The organism is Providencia sp. PROV_01, from assembly GCF_053098325.1.
In genome coordinates this window covers 996932-1017169 of record NZ_JBRFKD010000002.1, presented here as the reverse complement: position 1 = coordinate 1017169, position 20238 = coordinate 996932, and the positions used below count along the sequence as shown (strand labels likewise).

General features: G+C 42.2%; 16 protein-coding genes. 8 read left to right on the top strand and 8 right to left on the bottom strand.

The annotated features are described in order from the left end of the window. Window positions 1-763 precede the first annotated feature (763 nt). On the top strand, window positions 764-1480 hold the full coding sequence (gene arcA, locus ACU696_RS05240; protein WP_004905684.1) for a two-component system response regulator ArcA: 717 nt from the start codon (window positions 764-766) through the stop codon (window positions 1478-1480). Window positions 1481-1590: 110 nt separating this feature from the next. Here the strand turns inward: arcA and creA are convergent, their stop codons facing one another. Next, window positions 1591-2067 carry a protein CreA gene (gene creA / locus ACU696_RS05235; protein WP_004914737.1) on the bottom strand — a complete coding sequence of 159 codons (477 nt, stop codon included), beginning with the start codon at window positions 2065-2067 and terminating at the stop codon, window positions 1591-1593. Window positions 2068-2252: 185 nt separating this feature from the next. Here creA and robA point away from each other — a divergent pair, with 185 nt between their 5' ends. Next, complete coding sequence (gene robA, locus ACU696_RS05230; protein WP_004914738.1) at window positions 2253-3167, top strand: MDR efflux pump AcrAB transcriptional activator RobA; 915 nt, start codon at window positions 2253-2255, stop codon at window positions 3165-3167. A 43-nt stretch (window positions 3168-3210) separates the two neighbouring features. On the opposite strand, the gene gpmB is transcribed toward robA, so the two are convergent. After that, window positions 3211-3858 carry a 2,3-diphosphoglycerate-dependent phosphoglycerate mutase GpmB gene (gene gpmB / locus ACU696_RS05225; protein WP_102138956.1) on the bottom strand — a complete coding sequence of 216 codons (648 nt, stop codon included), beginning with the start codon at window positions 3856-3858 and terminating at the stop codon, window positions 3211-3213. Window positions 3859-3910: 52 nt separating this feature from the next. On the opposite strand from gpmB, the gene yjjX reads away from it, so the two are divergent. Beyond that, window positions 3911-4447 carry an inosine/xanthosine triphosphatase gene (gene yjjX, locus ACU696_RS05220; protein ID WP_004914743.1) on the top strand — a complete coding sequence of 179 codons (537 nt, stop codon included), beginning with the start codon at window positions 3911-3913 and terminating at the stop codon, window positions 4445-4447. Between the two features lie 568 nt (window positions 4448-5015). On the opposite strand, the gene trpR is transcribed toward yjjX, so the two are convergent. Then, window positions 5016-5333 (bottom strand): trp operon repressor, encoded by a 318-nt coding sequence (gene trpR / locus ACU696_RS05215; protein ID WP_209102726.1) that lies wholly within the window; start codon window positions 5331-5333, stop codon window positions 5016-5018. 325 nt (window positions 5334-5658) lie between these two features. Then, window positions 5659-7572 carry a murein transglycosylase gene (gene sltY, locus ACU696_RS05210; RefSeq protein ID WP_164528416.1) on the bottom strand — a complete coding sequence of 638 codons (1914 nt, stop codon included), beginning with the start codon at window positions 7570-7572 and terminating at the stop codon, window positions 5659-5661. A 473-nt stretch (window positions 7573-8045) separates the two neighbouring features. Between sltY and ettA the strand changes: the two genes are divergently transcribed. Then, window positions 8046-9713 (top strand): energy-dependent translational throttle protein EttA, encoded by a 1668-nt coding sequence (gene ettA, locus ACU696_RS05205; protein WP_004914750.1) that lies wholly within the window; start codon window positions 8046-8048, stop codon window positions 9711-9713. A gap of 190 nt (window positions 9714-9903) precedes the next feature. Here ettA and nadR read toward each other — a convergent pair whose 3' ends face one another. The 3 genes from nadR to serB all read right to left on the bottom strand — a co-directional run bounded on the left by nadR (window position 9904) and on the right by serB (window position 13851). Continuing rightward, window positions 9904-11139, bottom strand: a complete 1236-nt coding sequence (gene nadR, locus ACU696_RS05200; protein ID WP_209102724.1) for a multifunctional transcriptional regulator/nicotinamide-nucleotide adenylyltransferase/ribosylnicotinamide kinase NadR — start codon at window positions 11137-11139, stop codon at window positions 9904-9906. Between the two features lie 29 nt (window positions 11140-11168). Continuing rightward, entirely contained in the window at window positions 11169-12554 is a 1386-nt protein-coding gene (radA, locus tag ACU696_RS05195) for a DNA repair protein RadA (protein WP_004914753.1), read from the bottom strand. A 319-nt stretch (window positions 12555-12873) separates the two neighbouring features. Then, window positions 12874-13851, bottom strand: a complete 978-nt coding sequence (gene serB / locus ACU696_RS05190; protein WP_209102721.1) for a phosphoserine phosphatase — start codon at window positions 13849-13851, stop codon at window positions 12874-12876. Window positions 13852-14043: 192 nt separating this feature from the next. Between serB and ACU696_RS05185 the strand changes: the two genes are divergently transcribed. After that, window positions 14044-14817, top strand: a complete 774-nt coding sequence (locus ACU696_RS05185) for an AhpA/YtjB family protein (protein ID WP_196723287.1) — start codon at window positions 14044-14046, stop codon at window positions 14815-14817. Between the two features lie 26 nt (window positions 14818-14843). Here ACU696_RS05185 and ACU696_RS05180 read toward each other — a convergent pair whose 3' ends face one another. Then, window positions 14844-15626, bottom strand: a complete 783-nt coding sequence (locus ACU696_RS05180) for an energy transducer TonB (RefSeq protein WP_109911845.1) — start codon at window positions 15624-15626, stop codon at window positions 14844-14846. A 179-nt stretch (window positions 15627-15805) separates the two neighbouring features. Here ACU696_RS05180 and ACU696_RS05175 point away from each other — a divergent pair, with 179 nt between their 5' ends. The 3 genes from ACU696_RS05175 to ACU696_RS05165 all read left to right on the top strand — a co-directional run bounded on the left by ACU696_RS05175 (window position 15806) and on the right by ACU696_RS05165 (window position 20223). Continuing rightward, window positions 15806-16342: an RNA polymerase sigma factor gene (locus ACU696_RS05175; protein WP_096864546.1), complete on the top strand. Its 537-nt coding sequence runs from the start codon at window positions 15806-15808 to the stop codon at window positions 16340-16342. After that, a complete protein-coding gene (locus ACU696_RS05170; RefSeq protein ID WP_196719793.1) occupies window positions 16342-17328 on the top strand; it encodes a FecR family protein in 987 nt (328 codons plus the stop codon). Before ACU696_RS05175 ends, ACU696_RS05170 begins: the two co-directional genes overlap by 1 nt. A gap of 117 nt (window positions 17329-17445) precedes the next feature. Further along, window positions 17446-20223, top strand: a complete 2778-nt coding sequence (locus tag ACU696_RS05165; RefSeq protein WP_209102719.1) for a secretin and TonB N-terminal domain-containing protein — start codon at window positions 17446-17448, stop codon at window positions 20221-20223. Window positions 20224-20238 lie beyond the last annotated feature (15 nt).

The window sequence follows — 20238 nt, the reverse complement described above, 5'->3', positions numbered from 1 at the left end:
CAATGACCCACTTAATCAATGCATTTAGCAGCTATATTTCTTATCATTTGCCCCATGTTCATCAATACATAGGCACCATTACACAAGTCAGTATTGATACTTAATTTTATGATTTTTTCATTCGTTTAAATTACAAACAAATGCTATGAAATTGTTAAAAAATAGTCACAGCAAAATAAAATAAGTATTTTTCCTAATTAAATGAAACAAAAAATCACAAACTAAATATTTACACCCCGTTATCTCTAGCAAGATAAATTTTTCACCTTTTTCTGTAGCAAAATAACATTTCGAAATTGGAGGTAAGTCACAAATTAAACATTATTTATAATGGTATATTTAACTCATTGAAGACTATATTCATTGATACCAAGCCGAAGCATACCCTATGCATCAACTACTCCCCTTTTTTAGACGCTATCTGATTCCTAAACACCGCATTAATTTATATAATTATCTGCCTAACAATTTTTGTTAACGTGCTACAATTGATTTTGATATGTATCAACAAAAGTTAGTTTTTTAGGTGGTAAATGCAGTATTAGCTGTTATATTGCTGTTAACAGTACAATATTGGGAAAGTGCTTACATTTTGACTTGCAGTTAAAGTCTTTTGCCTAAAATGGCAACATAATGTCACTGTTGAATTTCAAAACAAATTTATACTCATAAACGTTTTTTCCAGAGAACAATATCAATAACCACCTAACTGGAAACGGCTTGTGAGTTCAGTATTTTTATTTTAATACTTTAGGTAGCAACTATGCAGACCCCACACATTTTGATTGTTGAAGATGAAATTGTCACACGCAATACGCTTAAAAGCATCTTTGAAGCGGAAGGCTATGTGGTTCATGAGGCAACTGATGGCGAAGAGATGAATAACGTTCTCTCTGAGCACGACATCAATTTAGTCATCATGGATATTAATTTACCAGGAAAAAACGGTTTATTACTTGCTCGTGAGCTTCGTGAACAAGAAAGCATTGCGTTAATGTTCCTAACAGGACGTGATAACGAAGTCGATAAAATCCTTGGCCTTGAAATTGGTGCTGATGACTATATCACTAAACCATTTAACCCACGCGAACTGACTATTCGTGCACGCAATTTACTGTCCCGTACAATGAATTTAGCGGGTGGTACGGAAGAGCGTCGTTTAGTGGAAAGCTATAAGTTTAATGGTTGGGAATTAGACATCAACAGCCGTTCATTAGTCAGCCCTGCCGGTGAGCACTACAAATTACCCCGTAGTGAATTCCGTGCGATGCTGCATTTCTGTGAAAACCCAGGAAAAATTCAGACTCGTGCAGACCTGCTGAAAAAAATGACTGGCCGTGAATTAAAACCACACGACAGAACTGTTGACGTAACGATCCGTCGTATTCGTAAACATTTTGAATCGACACCTGACACACCAGAAATTATCGCTACTATCCACGGTGAAGGCTATCGTTTCTGTGGTGATTTAGACGAATAATTAGAAAGCTAATTATTTACTGGTTATCGAAATCCGTTGTCTTTCAGGCAACGGATTTTTTATTTGCGAGTGATTTTTATTGCGAGTATAGCGGCTCAACTATTTTGTGATCACCAAGGCATAATCGGTACTGCGCTCAGCGCATTCTTTGGAGAACCATCGATCATCTTATCTGAATAAGTCAAATAAATTAATGCATTACGCTTAGGATCATAAAAGCGTACAACTTGCAATTTCTTGAAAACTAAAGATGTTCGTTTTTGAAAAACAACCTGCCCTTTCGTTGGTTTGCGTTTGACACGGTCATTTAACTCAATCGGCCCAACTTGCTGGCATGAAATTGCAGCATCAGAAGTATCTTCTGCTAAACCTAAGCCACCTTTGATTCCCCCTGTTTTTGAACGGCTTAAATAACAAGTCACATTCTCAACATCGGGGTCATCAAATGCTTCAACGACAATTTTATGGTCAGGGCCGAAAATTTTAAAAACAGTATCGACTGAACCAATTTCTTCAGCAAATGTGATGCCCGGCAACACTGATAATAATGCTGCAAGTACGATATTTTTTAATCTGGAACGACGCATACTGAATTCCCTATTCAACTAAAAATCGGTAAAACTTCGTAGTAAAACGAGACTTATTATTCACTTTCTTAACTAATTATCAAATACAACTCATTTACTATAAACGAAAAAGATAACTTGATATAGAATAGCAATTCATTGATAGATTATATCTGTTCTATAAGTCGCATTGGCTGGGGATATACATGGATCAAACTAATATTATTCGCGACTTGCTTCGCTGGATAGATGACAACCTAGACAAACCACTCTCACTGGATAATGTTGCAGCAAAAGCTGGCTACTCTAAATGGCATTTACAACGAATGTTCAAAGAGGTGACTGACCAAGCGATTGGTGCTTATATTCGAGCCAGAAGGCTTTCTCGTGCAGCTGTGGCATTGCGGCTAACAAGCCGACCAATTCTTGATATTGCGTTACAGTATCGTTTTGATTCGCAACAAACTTTTACTCGAGCCTTTAAAAAGCAATTTAACCTAACCCCTGCTTTTTACCGCCGAAGTGAAGAATGGTGTGCAGCAGGAATTTGCCCACCGATTATTTTAGATAATCACACGAATATTGAACATGAATTCTTGCAAATGCCAGCGCAAGAGCTGGTTGGCTTGGAACAAAGTTGTTCTTATGCGTTAGAAGAGTGGTCAACGGCCTGTTCGCAAATGCGCCAGACATTTTGGCACTACTATTTGGATAATACGACGACTATTGCGTCAGAAGTTTTTGGCTTGCACCATGCCATTCATAATCCAGAAAAAGAAGATGAACAAACGGTGTTTTATACCACTGCGGTAAGACCCGAAGATGCAAGTTTTAACACTGACCAATACACAAGTTTAACGTTGCCAAGTGGCCATTATGTTAAATTTTCGTTCAACGGCACACCAACTCGAGATGCATTACAAGAGTTTTTATACCAAATTTATGGTGTATATCTGCCTAAGCTGAATTTAACGCGTCGTCCTGGTTATGACATCGAACATTATCGATTAAAAAATATCGATTTACGTCATATCACCCCAGAAAATGATGACCCAAAAACACATATCGATACCTTTGATTATTATGTCCCAATCAAAACAGGTTCGACCGCAACACCTTAAAGTAGAGGAGTTTCAGTTTGTTGAAACTCCTTTTTCTAAATCGTTAACCTTGCTGTTCATCGAGAGCAGGCTGCGACAAGTGTGTCACCTCACCAGCTGTTTCAACTATCCAACCATTCGCCAACCATGGGCTGTTTTGGTAATCAACACGAGATAGTGAACAATTACGTAAACGCAAGCGGCGTTCTGAATAGGCAGGAACCCCCATAATACGGCTAATTAACGTACTTAACGCAATACCATGACTAACAATCAGTGGGCGACTCCCTTCAGGCAAATCTAAACAACTATTTAGTGCTGCAAACATGCGTGTATACAGCTCCTCCATCGATTCACCCTCTGGAATTCGTCCTCCACGAGTGCCATCAATTAAGCTTTTACGCCACTGTTCTTCCTCTGGCGTTAACGACTCTATTGCTCTTTGCTCAAGAACGCCCATATTTAGTTCACGTAGACGCGGTTCTGTGGTAATTTCACACCCGCATACACTTGCAATTATTTGTGCAGTTTCCAGTGTGCGTCCCATATCACTAGTGATAATATGGGTAATGCCTTCTGACTTTATCCTCTCAGCCACCTGCCTTGCTTGCAGTCGTCCAGTGGCGGTCAGAGGGCTATCGGATTGTCCCTGGATGCGACGAGCTAAATTCCATTCAGTTTCGCCATGGCGAACAAGATAAACCTGTAACATAGATGTGTTCCGTTATTACTTTTCGAAGTATGTGTTCAAAGGAAAATAATTAATGTACCAAGTTATAGCTGCAACGACTAATCCTGCCAAAATTAAAGCGATCCATCTTGCTTTCGATGCTGTTTTTGGGGCTGGCAGTTATCAAATTGAAGATATTAATGTCGATAGCAGCGTTCCACAGCAACCTATCGGTAATAATGAAACCCGTACTGGGGCTAGACAGCGCGTCATGGCCTCTCGGCAAGTTCGCCCTGAAGCGGATTTTTGGGTTGGTATTGAAGCGGGTATCGAAGACGATATGACATTTGCTTGGATAGTGATTGAGCATAAGCAAATACGCGGTGAGTCTCGCTCTGCCAGTATTATGATCCCAGAAAAAATTCTGGCGGGTATTCGTGAAGGCCGTGAACTCGGTGATGAAATGGCCTTTTTAACAGGCATCGATAATATCAAACAACAAGGTGGTGCCATTGGTTTTTTCACTGACGGGGTATTAACTCGCACCAGTGTTTACCAACAAGCCTTGATATTGGCCTTGGTTCCCATTAAGCATGAAATTTATAAAGAGCTAAACCAAGTAGAAGATTAATTATACTTAAAATAATTAAAATTGCATGTGCGATTAAACACCACTCTTTTCACACTAAAGTATGGGAAACCATACTTTTTTTATGCCTATTTATTTGAAATATGACCAATACCAATACGCTAAATAGTTCGAATTGTAGGTAGGCGGCAAGTGGCGCTAAGCCCTAGGAGCATACACAAGTATGTGACTAGGGTTAGCAAACGCAGCCAACACCCCTACAATTTGAAATATGACGCGTATTTATATTCTAAATAATTCGTGTTGTGACTAGGCGACCAACGAGGATAGCTCGGGGAGCATACACAAGTATGTGACTAAGGCTCCCTCATGAAGCCAACACCGTGACAGTGCAAAATATGACGCGTATTTATATTCTAAATAATTCGTGCTGTGACTAGGCGACCAACGAGGATAGCTCGGGGAGCATACACAAGTATGTAACCCGAGTAGCCGAGAGCAGTCAACAACGTCACAGTACGAAGTATGACGAATAGGAGCATACATAAGTATGTGACCCGAGTAGCTGAGAGCAGTCAACAACGTCACAGTACGAAGTATGACGAATATTTTAGAGGAGTTGTTGCTCCAACCACTCCTTCACAGGAATAGGCGCTGACTTCAAACTATTTGACCCGCGCGTAATAGTCGCAATTCCCACGCCTAGCTCATTTTTCAGTTCTCTTTGGCTCATTTCGCCGCGCATCAGTTCTTGCACAATTTTAACGCGAGTCGCTAACGCTGTACGCTCATCTGGCGTGAGTAATAACTGAAGAATTGGCAGATGAATATCTTGTTCAAATGCCAATTGTAATAAATTCACAAAGCGCAGCCAGTCAGCGTTCTCATCGGCTGTTAGAGCCGGATCTTGGTGTTGATTTGCTGTCATCGTTTATCCACCCATACTATTTAACTAGTACAAATAATAACACACTCTTATTAGAAATCATCAACCAAACGCTTTTCAAGCTTCAATAATACAAAAAATAACCAAATTTCATTTAGTTAGCTAATAACGCTTTAGATAGTTTGAATAATATCTAATCGACCGATGTGGAAAGTTAGAAATAAACATTTCCCATACCCACCAACACGCTAAAGCATTCGTGCTGTAGCAAGGCGGCAAAAGAGCTAGGCCCTAGGAGCATACATAAGTATGTGACTAGGGCTAGCGAGTGCAGCCAACACCGCTACAGTGCGAAGGATGACGCGAATTAGTATTTCATATTCCACTCATTAGAAAGCAACACCTTACTATTTTTCTGCCCCATAAAGTGCCGATAGAATAAGTCATATGACAACACGTTTTTCACATAGCCGCGAGTTTCTGAGAACGGAATACTTTCCACAAAGGCGACCGCATCAATACGCCCACCACTATTACCTAACCAACGAGTCACACGAGATGGGCCTGCATTATAAGCCGCACTGGCTAAAATGCGGTTATTACCAAACTGCTGATAAACATCTTCCAAATATGCTGTTCCCAGCTCAATATTGGTCGTAGGATTAGTTAATTGACTAGCATTTACGTAGTTAATACCTTGTTTTTGCGCGGTATGTTTTGCTGTTGCTGGCATCAATTGCATCAAACCTGTCGCTCCGACAGGTGAGCGAGCTTGTGGATTCCACGCACTTTCTTGGCGAGCGATTGCCATTGCATAGCTCTTTTGAATATCTTTCGATTTGGTATATAAATTGAATTCTTTATCCCACGCTAATGGGAAACGTTCTTCTAGGTGATCCCAAAGTTTAGCAGTGATAGTCGCCTGCACGCTGAGATCCGCCCACTTATTATCAAACGCATAACGCGCTAATTGCTCTTGCTGGTTGGCAGGTAGCGATGCCACTAAACTCACCCATTCAGAACGAGCAAGGTTGTCTAGCTCCCAATACATTAACTCTCTAACTCGCTGAACTTCTGGGAGTTGACTGACGCTTGAGTCTGGTTTAACAGCCGTTTTAACGTATACAGGGTAATCTACTTCTAAAACTTGTGCTGCAACCATTGGGTAGAAACCGCGTTTTTCAGTTAATTGGCGAAGTAACGTCTCACCTTCTGCTTTTTTACCTGCATCAATTAACGTGATGGCCTGCCAATATTGCCACTCTTCTTTATTTTTCACTTCCGCTGGCAAGCGATTTAACCATGAAGCGACACCTTTCTTATCGCCAGCCCCTAATGCCAAACGAACACGACGCTCTCTCAATGAAGATGAATTGCTTTCTTGAATGGTCTCATCACGCCATTGAGCCTGTTCAGGGGTCACATCTCCCATATATTGCCAAGCAATACTGTCTTTAAGTAATTGCTTTTCTGCCATGTTCATTTTTTGTGCAGAACTTATGCTATTAAGTACCGTACGAGCCGCATCAGGGGATTGACGTGCATAACGACTAAAAGCCGCGATGGTGGCTTGGCGAGTAAAATCCGTTGGCGTCATCGTTTTGGCGAATGTCACAACTGAGGCTGGGTCATTTTGTAATTTCACTAACGCATCACCAATCGTTTTATAACTTGGTGGTAAACGTTTAGCTAAATAACTCGCAATCGAAGTATTACCCTCTTTTATGGCTAAATTAATGCGCTCAAGAGTCATTTCAGGGGTTAAATAACCCGCTTTTTCCCATTCATTAAATAACTTATCACAAGCACTCGGCATTGAACGGCCATTTAACCAGGCTTTTTCTGCCCCTTGCCATGCAACTTGTTTATTTCCCACAGCCCAATTAGCAAAATAAAAATTACATTGTGCTTCTGCAGGTTTTGGGGCTTCAGGGCTAAACTCCAGCAATGATTTCCACTCTTGACGACGGGCTAACTCATTCACAAATCGAGTTTTTAAGTTTTTAGCAACGGGTAGCGTCGGGTAAGTATTAATAAACTCCTGAACTTGGCGAGGTGATACAATATCTAAGTCTTGAGTTAGCTCACGATAAGCGAGATAAGGGTAAAGTGGATAATCATGCAAGGTCGGCAGCAAGCGCTCGACTTCATCCATTTTATTGGCATCCCATGCAACCTTAATTGCTTGATAACGCTCCCGCTGTGCCTGTAAGGAATCCGCCCATACTGTGCTGGAAACCAGCAACATTGTTACAGGTACTGCCGATAACCAACCTTTCATATTCACTCGCTCCATCGCTAAACTAAAGTCAAAATACAGGAAAACCTTAACCTATATATACCCCAAATAATTCGAGTTGCAGGTAGGCGACAAGCGAAGATAGACGGGGGAGCATAGATAAACTATGTAACTCGGCTAGCCTAGTGCTGTCACTTACACCTCAACGAAAAGCGCTGCAACTTGAAGGATTACGGGTATATTAAACATATATCAATACTATGAATGCTACCGAAAGTTTTTATTTAGTAACAGCGGAGAGTTCTTGAATTTTTCGACTTTACAGTCTTTTACTTTATATTTATTAGGTTTTTACTCTCGAGTTAACGCAGATAGCCTAGACCATCACATACGCAATCAGGTATAGTTCATACCAAAATATTTATTGTTGTTTATCCAATCGCAGTAGGTCATGTATTCCTACTGCATAGAAACAGAAAATTAAAATTCCCTTTATAAATCAAAAGGTAAATAAATTGGCTCAATACGTTTATAGTATGTATCGGGTTGGAAAAATTGTTCCACCGAAACGTCATATTTTAAAAAATATCTCTCTGAGCTTCTTTCCGGGGGCTAAGATCGGTGTTTTAGGTCTTAATGGTGCAGGTAAATCAACATTACTGCGTATTATGGCAGGTATTGATACCGATATCGAAGGCGAAGCACGTCCACAACCTGGTTTGAAAATCGGCTATCTTCCGCAAGAACCTAAGTTAAATCTTGAACATACTGTCCGTGAAGCCGTTGAAGAAGCGGTTAGCGAAGTCAAAAATGCATTAACTCGTTTAGATGAAGTTTATGCAGCTTACGCGGAAGAAGGTGCAGATTTCGATAAACTCGCGAAAGAGCAAGGCGAGTTAGAAGCGATTATTTCCGCACAAGATGGCCATAATTTAGATAACCAATTAGAGCGTGCGGCGGATGCACTGCGCCTACCCGCTTGGGATGCTAAAATCGAAAACCTCTCTGGGGGTGAACGCCGTCGTGTGGCAATTTGCCGCTTACTACTCGAAAAACCCGATATGCTACTGCTCGATGAGCCAACCAACCACTTAGATGCTGAGTCTGTTGCTTGGTTAGAGCGTTTCTTACACGATTACGAAGGGACTGTTGTGGCTATCACGCATGACCGTTACTTCTTAGATAACGTTGCGGGTTGGATCCTCGAACTTGACCGTGGTGAAGGTATTCCTTGGGAAGGTAACTACTCTTCTTGGCTTGAGCAAAAAGATGAGCGTTTGGCGCAAGAAGCCTCTACAGAAGCCGCTCGCCGTAAGTCTATCGAAAAAGAACTTGAGTGGATCCGCCAAAATCCAAAAGGCCGTCAAGCTAAAGGTAAAGCGCGTTTGGCTCGCTTTGAAGAACTCAATAGCGTTGAATATCAAAAACGTAACGAAACTAGCGAACTGTTTATTCCACCTGGACCGCGTTTAGGGGATAAAGTTATCGAGGTTGAAAACCTAAGTAAATCTTATGGTGACCGCGTTCTGATTGATAACCTGAATTTCTCAATCCCGAAAGGGGCAATAGTCGGGATTATCGGCCCTAACGGTGCGGGTAAATCCACCCTGTTCCGTATGATTTCAGGCCAAGAGCAACCGGATTCCGGCTCAATCACGTTAGGTGATACCGTAAAAATTGCCTCTGTTGACCAGTTCCGTGATGCGATGGATGACAGCAAAACTGTCTGGGAAGAAATTTCTAACGGCCAAGATATCATGCGTATTGGTAACTTTGAAATTCCAAGCCGTGCCTATGTGGGTCGTTTTAACTTTAAAGGCGTGGACCAAGGTAAACGTGTTGGTGAGTTATCAGGTGGTGAACGCGGCCGTTTACACTTAGCTAAATTACTGCAAGTGGGCGGTAACGTCCTGTTACTCGATGAACCAACCAACGACCTCGACGTTGAAACTTTACGTGCCCTGGAAAACGCCCTGTTAGAGTTCCCAGGCTGTGCCATGGTTATTTCCCATGACCGTTGGTTCCTTGACCGTATTGCAACCCATATTATTGATTACCAAGACGAAGGTAATATTACGTTCTTCGAAGGTAACTTCTCTGAATATGAAGATTACAAAAAACGGACGTTAGGCGCGGAAGCGTTGCAGCCACATCGTATGAAGTATAAGCGTATGACCAAATAATCCCTGTCATAATTTAGAATTATAGCGGTGTTGGCTGCGCTCGTGAGCCCTAGTCACATACTGGTGTGTGCTCCTAGGGACTCACTCTCTTGCCGCCTACCTATAATTCAAATTATTTAAGGGATCGATATCATATAGATAGAATAAAAAACGGCATCATTCGATGCCGTTTTTTATTGGGTGACTTTATTTATAAGTCATCCAACATCAGTAACTGCTGAACAAGGGTGACACACTCTAAGAAGCGTTTGTCATAATCTGAGGATTCTACACGCACAAATTCAATATTGTTTTTCTTCAGCATTTCAATGAGTAGGCCTTGGAACGCTTTCCGGTCTTTATCACTCCCCAAGCTTCTTAAACCATCAGCTACCCAAGGAGTGTTATTCTCTAAAACTATGACTAAATCGAATCGGTATTCGTCTATCAATGCCTGAACAAATGGATGCTCTTTGCCTTCATAGCGCAAACAAAAGGCTTGAGTCGTGACAAAGTCGGTATCAATAAATGCGACTTTATTAGCATATTTTACTGCAAAATCAATATATTGAGCGTGTCCTAAGGCGATTTTGTCGTAGTCAGAATATTGCAATGCCATCTCATCACCACCTAAGTGGCTAAACACATAGTCACGGCCATATTCCCATGCGCTGGATGTATTGAAAATATTCGCTAACTTATTGACTAACGTAGACTTACCACTCGATTCACCGCCTAAAATCGCCACTTTACGCACAAAGAAGGGTTTAACTTCCGTTGGGATATATTCCCAATAACGAAACGGCGCTTGGCGAATTTGGTTACCGCTAATATTCATAAACGTACGTTCAGGGTCAATCAAAATGGTTTCGATACCTAAATATTTTTTATAGCGCGGAGCGTCATTCGCTTCCCCTGAATAAATAAAACTTGGGTTAATATTATGCTTTTTCAAAAAGCCTTTCATTCCATCACTCCACACTTCCCAACCGTGTGGATACGGCTCTATGCCATTTTCATCAAATGAGTGAATATGAATATTTTTTTGATATTTAAAGGTTTGTAATAACCACCGTAAACGGTCGCTTACTGTGGGCTGTTGAGACATAGAACTGTTAATAAACAAGTCCTTATCACGGGGTTCATCGTGGCAGAGAATGACATGAAGCTCATCCACTTGGCTGCACGCCCGTTGAATCAAATAAATATGCCCAGTATGTAATGGATAAAATTTGCCGAACACCACACCAATCGTTTTTGGCTGGTTGGGGTATTCAAGACCTAAAAAGCGATGAAGAGCCGCAATTTTTTGTGCGCTAGGGCTTTTAATTTTGTCGTTAATCAACTGGCTGAGATAGCCTTTGGTCATATCTGTCGCATCCGCAACTTGCTGGAGCGTGTAACCCGCCCGTTTAATTGCGTTTTTAAGATAGTCAAATTCAGCCATGTATTTTCCTTTTACCCTAAATTAAAAGCTTATAATTCATCCAAAATACTTAATGCGTCTGCTAATTTCTTCACGCCATACACTTTCATGTCCGGAGGTGATTTTTTGGGCATATTCGCATGAGGGACAATAGCGCGTTTAAAACCATGTTTTGCTGCTTCAGAGATACGTTCTTGCCCACTTGGAACTGGACGAATTTCCCCTGCCAGCCCAACTTCACCAAATACCACAAGGTCTCTAGGTAACGGACGATCACGAAAACTAGAAACAAGGGACAGCAATAGTGCTAAGTCAGCACTGGTTTCGGTGACTTTAACGCCCCCCACGACGTTAACAAAAACGTCTTGGTCTGACATTTGCAAACCACCGTGGCGGTGTAATACGGCCAATAAAATGGCTAAACGGTTTTGTTCAAGCCCGACCGCAACACGCCGTGGATTCGACATCATAGAATGGTCGACAAGCGCTTGGATTTCCACCAGCAGCGGTCTTGTCCCCTCCCAAACTACCATTACCGAACTACCTGATGTGATTTCATCACCACGGCTTAAGAAGATTGCTGAGGGGTTACTGACTTCTTTAAGCCCTTGTTCTGTCATGGCAAACACACCTAATTCATTGACTGCTCCGAAACGGTTCTTATGACTACGCAAAGTACGGAAGCGGTTATCCGCATCGCCATCTAGCATAATAGAGCAATCAATACAGTGTTCGAGGACTTTAGGGCCTGCCAATGAGCCATCTTTGGTGACGTGACCGACCATAATGATGGCCACACCACGGGTTTTCGCAAAACGGGTAAGATAAGCCGCGGTTTCCCTAACTTGTGCCACACTGCCCGGGGAAGATTGGATATCCGCCATATGCATCACTTGGATAGAGTCAATCACCATCAATTTGGGCTGCTCTTGCTCCGCAGTTAAGCAAATTTGCTCAATACTGGTTTCTGACAGCATATTGAGTGAGTCGGTCGGTAGCCCTAAGCGGTGCGCTCGCATCGCCACTTGTTGAAGAGACTCTTCTCCTGTGACATACAGAGTTTTCATTTCACGGGACAACAAACACATGGTTTGCAACAATAAGGTACTTTTACCCGCTCCGGGGTTCCCCCCAATGAGGATGGCACTCCCAGGTACGACTCCGCCACCGAGCACGCGGTCAAACTCTTTAAATCCTGTAGTAAAACGAGGCAGTTCTTCGAGGCTGATTTCAGATAATTTCTGAACCTTACTGACCCCAGCCGCATTTCCTGCATAGCCCGTTAAGCGGTCAGTACGCGATGAAGAGCTTGTTGAGGCCAGACGCACTTCCGTAATGGTATTCCATGCATGGCACGCACTACATTGCCCTTGCCAACGCGGATAATCTGCCCCGCAATCATTACAGACAAACGCCCTTTTAACCCCTTTTGCCACAGCAAACTCCTCTTAAAATTCAATTTTGTTCTTATTTCTTATTTTTATAACATTTCAACCCTATACGCTAAATAGTTCGATATTGTAGGTAGGCGGCAAGCTTAGTTATCCCTAGGAGCATACATCAGTATGTGACTAGGGTGATTAAGTGCGGCCAACACTGCCACAGCACAAACCATAAAATATCGATATCAATATTCAAAATAGTTCGGGTTGTGGCTAGGCGGCAAAAGAGGATGTCTTGGGGAGCATACACAAGTATGTGACCCAAGCAGCCGAGTGCAGCCAACACCGCCACAGCACGAAATATGAAGAATATTTAGCGTTCTTCGTGTTTGAGGCCCCCGCTCAACACACACATCACCCCCATCAGATCTGCATGACGAATAGCGACCTTCGCCCTTGCGTACACCTTTGGTTTCGCATGATACGCAATACCCAGCCCCGCTTTACGGATCATCTTCAGGTCATTTGCCCCATCACCGATCGCCACCGTTTGTTCAATGGGAATTTCCAGTTTTTCAGCCAATTTAACCAAGGTTTGCGCTTTATATTTCGCATCTATAATTGGGCCTTTAACTTTGCCCGTTAACTTGCCATTTTTGACTTCAAGTTGATTAGCAACCGCCGCCACAAGTTTCAATCGCTGTTGCAAGTTATTAGCAAAGAAAGTAAAACCACCGGATGCTATCGCAATGTGCCAATTCATTGCTTGTAACTTACGTACGAGATTCGTTAAGCCTGGCATTAAAGGCAATGTTTCCATCACTTGATCAAGAATAGCGGCATCAGCGCCTTCAAGTAAGCTAACTCTTGCTCGTAAACTTTCCGTAAAATCGAGCTCCCCTAACATGGCTCGCTCGGTCACTTCTGCAACCTGCTCTCCCACCCCTGCTAAGCGAGCAATTTCATCGATACATTCAATCTGAATGGCTGTCGAGTCCATATCCATCAGTAATAGGCCCGGTGAACGCAAACGTGGTATTTGCCCTAATGGCACCACATCTAATAAACATTCGTCAGCAAGTTTTTTAATTCGCGGTGTAATACTCCCGGCAATTCTGACCACTTGGTAGTCATCAATACGCCACGAGGAGACAATTACGATAGCGATCCCTAATCGCTGTTGGAAATTACTGATCCGCGCTTTATCTAAGCCACGGCCATATAGTAACCACCCACTGTCACCTGCACGATAATCCAATGGCATCACTTCTTCACCACTTAACGACAATGGCAACCCCGGCCATTTTTGGATTTCGTCGGGTAGATAACAATAGGTCAAACTCGTTGACATGAAAATTAGCTCCTGTAATCGAAAAAACTTTTTTATAATGATAAGTTGCGAGCAGCCGAACGAAGCCACTATACTCAATTTTAAGGCTTTGTGACCTTATGTGTTTACTGCTAAAACTGAAGATAATCCCATACTACCTGAAGTATAACGACATTTTTATACTCAAAATAAGTCGAGAGCACCAATAAAGCAATGAAACTTACCTTTAGGCTCCACAAAACAGTGATTATCGTTATCTGCATTGCGCTGGTAACCTTACTGATGCATGGTATTTCTTATTTAGGAAATAGCCAAAACCAAGGCAGAATTGAGCAATTTAAACAATTGACCTATGTTCTTGCTGAACAAGTCGCCTTCAGCTTATCTGATTATATTGTTCCAGGCAGTAAAGATTTTAACTTAGAGCGCATTAATGCCAATTTAAATAACGTGGTGAAAGATAGGTATATTTTAGATGCCAGTATCTATACCGCTAGCGGCACATTGGTCACTCAAGTTGGTGAACCTACCACGGTAAAAGAACGGCTCGCGATAGATGACAGCTCATCACTACAAAACTTTCAATACCAGCTTGTTGTTCCCATTCAAGGAACAAAAGAGCCAAAAGGCTATTTACGCTTGACGATTGATACAGAGCTCCTTTCAGCCGAAATTCAACAAGCAGATAACAGTACCAATGTATTACGAATTTTTATTCTACTCTCCTTGTGTATTGGTTTCGTTTTAGCAAATACATTACTGCGTTTAAAGAAAAAGAAAGGTCACAAACAAGCCCCTCCGTTAGTCATTAATACAGCGGAAAATCAAGATGATAATGGAGATGACAACAGTAATGAAGATGGCAAGCAAGAGAACAAAGGGACGCCAGCTACTAAGCCAGCACGTTTGAAACGAAAGAAAGAACCTCGACCTTATCGCCCTAAACGGCCTGCCTCAAAAAATAAGCCAAATTCATCTGATAAATAGCCCTAAAAAGGGCTATTGAGTTAAATTTAAATAGAAGTTGTGTCGAACACGATTGGCGCAATAAACTCGACCCGACCATCGACTAGCAATGTTTCTGGCGGGGTAGGAAAAGGCGCAGCACGTGAAATTGTCGCCAACGCTTCTTTATCCAATATTTTCGTACCGGATGAATTCAATAAACTGGCGGCAATCACTTGACCCCGACTATCCAAAACTACTTTTATATGAGAAACCCCTGTTGAGCGGTAACGCAGTGCAGCACGCGGATAGCGTTTGGTTTTAGCTATCCGCTGATGAACCTCACTTTGCCAACCTTGGTGCCCACTCACTGCCGCAGACGCATTACTGGAAAAATTCGCACTGCTACTGGATTCGCTCCCTGATGCGGGGGCGGAAGTGACCGTCGACTCCTGCGTGGTAACAGGTGCTTCGTCGATGACTTTTTTCTCTTGTGGAATTTTCTTTTTCGGTGGTCGTTTTTTCTCACTGACTTTCGTCAATGTGCCATTATCTACAATCGCAGTTTCAGGTAATTTATCCACCTTTTCAACGACTTCAGGTAATGATTCCTCACGTGTCGTCATTTGTTGTTTAGGGGCATGATTGATTTCAGGCTCAGCCTGCTGTTCAAGCTGATAAACACCCAGCTGCAACGAGATTGCTGGTGGTAATACCCCGGTCTTAGGAATTGAAGAGGTAAACCATCCAATAAAAATGATTGCCAGTGTTCCATGGAAAAGACAACTTAAAACCAAACCGCCTAGTGGACGGAAAATCGGGCGCTCTAACTGACCCGTCATACTGCTCATATTCTGCCTCACGACTTTATTTTTTGCAGATTATAGGCATAATACAAACAAAAATGATATTCATTATTATTAGTAAAAACACAATTATTAAAATAAATTATTGATTTAAATAATAAAGTAATCTGAGCAGATTATTAATCAGCACAACTGTGCTCTTTTATGACATTAACACCAGTAAAATGACTATTGATAAATCTCTTGCCCGTAAAATTAGCGGTGCGTATCAGTCAACATATAGCCAACTTGTGCGCTTTTTCCGCAATCGGCTAGATAACAGCAACGATGCTGATGATTTATCACAGGATGTGTTTACACTATGGCTAAACCGTAAAGAACAAACGCCTGTAAAAGAGAGCCGCGCTTATCTGTTTAAAATTGCGAATCATGTTTTGATTGACCATTGGCGACGAAACCAACGCCAAACTAAATCAGAGACATCCATTGATGACGTTACTCATGAGCCACATTTTGAACAGAGCCAAGCTGATCCCAGTGAAATCTTGGAACATCAGCAACGGATCCAACGGCTGAGCGAAGCACTTGAAACGTTACCCCCCCGTCGACGAGAAGCATTTTTGCTGTATCGTTTTGATGGCTTATCTCAAAGCGAGATTGCTGAGCGAATGGAAATTTCAATCAGTATGGTGGAAAAACATATTGCAGCAGCACTTGTTCACTGTAAAAAACACCTTGATAATCAGGGCAATAATTCGTAATGACACACGACTCTTTGCAAACATCAGATGATGAAAGCCGCATTGATGAAGCCGCCGCGCTGTGGTTTACCCGCATGCATAGCCAACGCATTAGTGCTCTTGAAACTGAGCAATTCAAACAATGGGTTGCAGCATCACCTGAACATGCAAAAGCGTATGATGCCATTGCTGAGCTATGGCGCGATTTTGATGATATGCCGCGCCCTGCTAGCACAATACTTCCGAAGGAAAAACGCCCTTTTTTTCGCTTATGGCGCCCTTTGGGCAACACTTTAGCGGCATTTTTTATTGCAGCTATTTTGTTTTTGCCTTACAGCCACTTGCCTGCGATGTTACTCAATAATATGACCTTAGTAGCAACGGATACGCCTAAAGAAGTCACATTACCCGATGGTTCTCAGCTGTTTCTTAACCGCAATACCCGTATTCATGTCGCCTATGAAACTCCAGTGCGTAATCTGTACCTAGAACAGGGAAATGTTTACTTTAAAGTCAAATCCAACCCTTATCGGCCTTTTATTGTTCAAGCTGATAACCGGCGTATTCAAGTGGTAGGAACCGAATTTGAAGTTAACAAAGTGGCTCAGCAAGTTGCTGTGAATGTCAGCCAAGGCATTGTCAGCTTTGAAGATGCCGCAAGCAAACAACCCGTTTTCCTACTTGCTGGTGACAGTGCAGTCAGTCAATCGCCGAACAGCCCAATCGCTCGCCAACACATCAACCCGCTAGATGTGGCTCGTTGGCGTTTTGGTGAATTTGTTTTTGTTGATAAACCACTTTCAGAAGTCCTCGACGAACTTAAAAACTATTCATCGATAAATATCGAGCTTTCTCCCGCTCAATTAGCGAAGAGTAAAATCTCAGGTCGCATCAATACCCATCAGCCAGAACAGTTTTTTCAAGCCCTTCCTTCATTACTTCCGGTACAAGTCGTCTATCGAGATAAAAATAACGTATTGATTATTCAAAATAAAAAAAATAAATAAAAAATATTTTCATTTGCAGGTGAGGATAATTCTCATTTCACCCTCTTCTTAACTAGTCATCATTTTGCTGACCTATTTTCGCACACTTTTTGTGCAGCTTAAGAATAAGGGATAACCATGTCTATTCAGTTTACTCAAAGCCGATTAAGGCCGCTCGCCCTTGCTATTGCAGTGAGTAGCGCCATTGTTTGTCAAACTGCCTTCGCGCAAGAAATGAATTTTTCATTACCAGAACAATCACTGGCTGCCTCAGTGGCTGAAATTAGCCGCCAAGGTCAAATTCAATTGATTTATGATAAAGGTCAGTTAAATGGCTTACGAGCACCTGCCTTGTCTGGTAACTACTCCGCACAAACCGCATTACAAAAAATACTCATCGGTAGCGGCTTAGAGTTAGTCAATGAAAATGGTGTTTTCGTTATTCGTCAGCAAAATTTAAGCCAAGGCACATTGGTATTACCGGAAACTCAAGTCTCTGGCGTTGTTCAGAATCACCCCGCAACAAATGTTATGTCAGCACCGCAATATGTGACGTCTGAAGAGATTAGCCAGAAAAATACCGGTGATGGCAATATCACCGATTTAATGAAAACTAACCCTGCTGTCCAATTTGCTAACAATGACAGCAACTCGATGAACCAAGGAGAAATCAAGCCTTCCCGCATCTCAATCCACGGCTCAAGCAGCTATCAAAATGCTTATCGCCTTGATGGTGTTAGTTTTAATAATGATTTTGACCCCGCAGACAGTGGTCTCGGTGAAACAGCGACCCGTCTGAGCAGTAGCGACCAAGGGATCTACATCGATAGCCGTCTGATCGACAGCATGACAGTGTATGACAATAACATTCCTGTCGAATTTGGTGGGTTTACAGGGGGAACCGTTGAAGTCAATAGCCGTCGCTGGCAAGGGGAAAATAGCGCCCATGCCTATTACCGCTTAACTCGCTCCGGTTGGAACAACTTGTTCCATGACTCCACACAAGGTATTGATACCACAAAAAATGATACCGCCAACCCTGCTCGCTTTCAAAACCGCTACGATAAAAATGACTTTGGTGGCTGGTTTGAATTAGGGGTGAGTGAAAATTCAGGGCTCGTATTCTCGGCCTCACGTCGTAGCTCGACTATCCCGATGACAGTGACGGGTGGCGAAGCATTTGTACTGGAAAACAACCAAATCGAACCTATTTTTTCTGATTCAGGTAAAAAAAATCAGCGCCGTACCTCAGATAATTACTTTTTAAAATATTCACTGGATTTATCGGATAAAAGTTCATTAGATTTATCTGCTAACTACGCCTCTTACGATAGCCGCTTATTTTCTTCGTCCGTCAGCAACTCGGGTTATGATTCAACCCATGATGGATTAGGTTTTACCGCTGTATTTAAACATCAGCTGGATTTAGGCCAATTTGAAATCACTGCTAATACTCAAGACTTAAAAGATAACCGTAGCAACGACCAAAAATACTCACTAACCGTTAGAGCGATTGAGTTTGATGAGGATTGGAATTACCTCGGCATGACAGAACGTAATAGTGGTGGCCTTGGTGATTTAGAATCGAAACAGAAAAGTCATGGTCTAAAAACAGTGATGAGATTTAATTCTCTCGAAGATAGCTTAGGGATAACTCATCAACCAACGTTAGGGGCCGAAATAAACTATACCAAAGGGACGTATGTCCGTGATCATGATTATCTCCGCTACACCTATTCAGGTAATCTAATCAAAGATGATTATAATGGTAGTCTGACAAATATTAACCGATTTAAAAAAGGGTCATATTCCGCAGACTACACTAACTATGCAATTTTCTTGGATGATAACATCCAGTATGGCAATTTAACGCTACGACCAGGTATTCGTCTTGATCGTGATGATTTTGTAAACCGCACTAATATCGCACCACGTTTATCCGGTAACTATGATGTATTCGGTAATGGTAAAACGCAAATTATAGCAGGTGCGAACCGCTACTATGGCCGCTCCATGCTGACTTATGCACTGTACGGTGCGCAAAATGGCGGAATGCAAAATTGTAATGGTAGTGAATGGGATCCTTGCTCCCTAATATTAGAGAATAACAATTGGGATAACCAAAAAGATTACGAAGGCATAGATTCACTAAAAACGCCATATAATGATGAGCTTACTGTTGCTCTGCAACAAGAAATCCTTTCAACCACATGGCGTCTACAATACGTACACCGTGAAGGGTATGACGAAGTCAGAACTCGTACCAAATATGACACTCGTGATGCCGATAAACGTAGCATTCGGATGTACGACAATGGCGGCCGTAGCTCACACGACACCGTAACCCTTTCAGTTAATAACAGCCAACCTTGGGAGTGGGCAGATGCTTCCCATGTAATGACAGCATCACTTACATGGCAGCAAAGTGAAAGTAATACCCCGAAAGATTCAGGTTATAACTCATTTGACCCAGCCAATAAAGTCAATCTAAACAAAGTTTGGTATGACGGCAAAATTATTGATGCATCAAAATTGCCTTCAACCAGCTTTAACTCTCCGTTCAAATTTAACTTAGAACTGACCAGTGTTTGGGATGATTATGACCTAACTTGGTACAACCGCCTACAATGGTGGGGAGCTCGAGACCAAGCAGTTCGCTACGATAACGCCTACGCAGTCGACCCTGAATATGGACAAGTTCGTAAGTACACCAAGCAGCATTTCTCCAGTAAATATACGTGGGATACTCGCCTAGGCTGGAAACCTGAATTCGCTCACGGTTTTGGCTTCTCAGTCGAAGTGAACAATATCCTTAACAATAAAAATGTTGCTGACCGCTTTGTCTTTGAAGACCGAGTATTGAAGTCCTACGACCCGGGCCGTCAGTTCTGGTTACAAGTCAATTACGACCTGTAATCCACCAGCAATGTG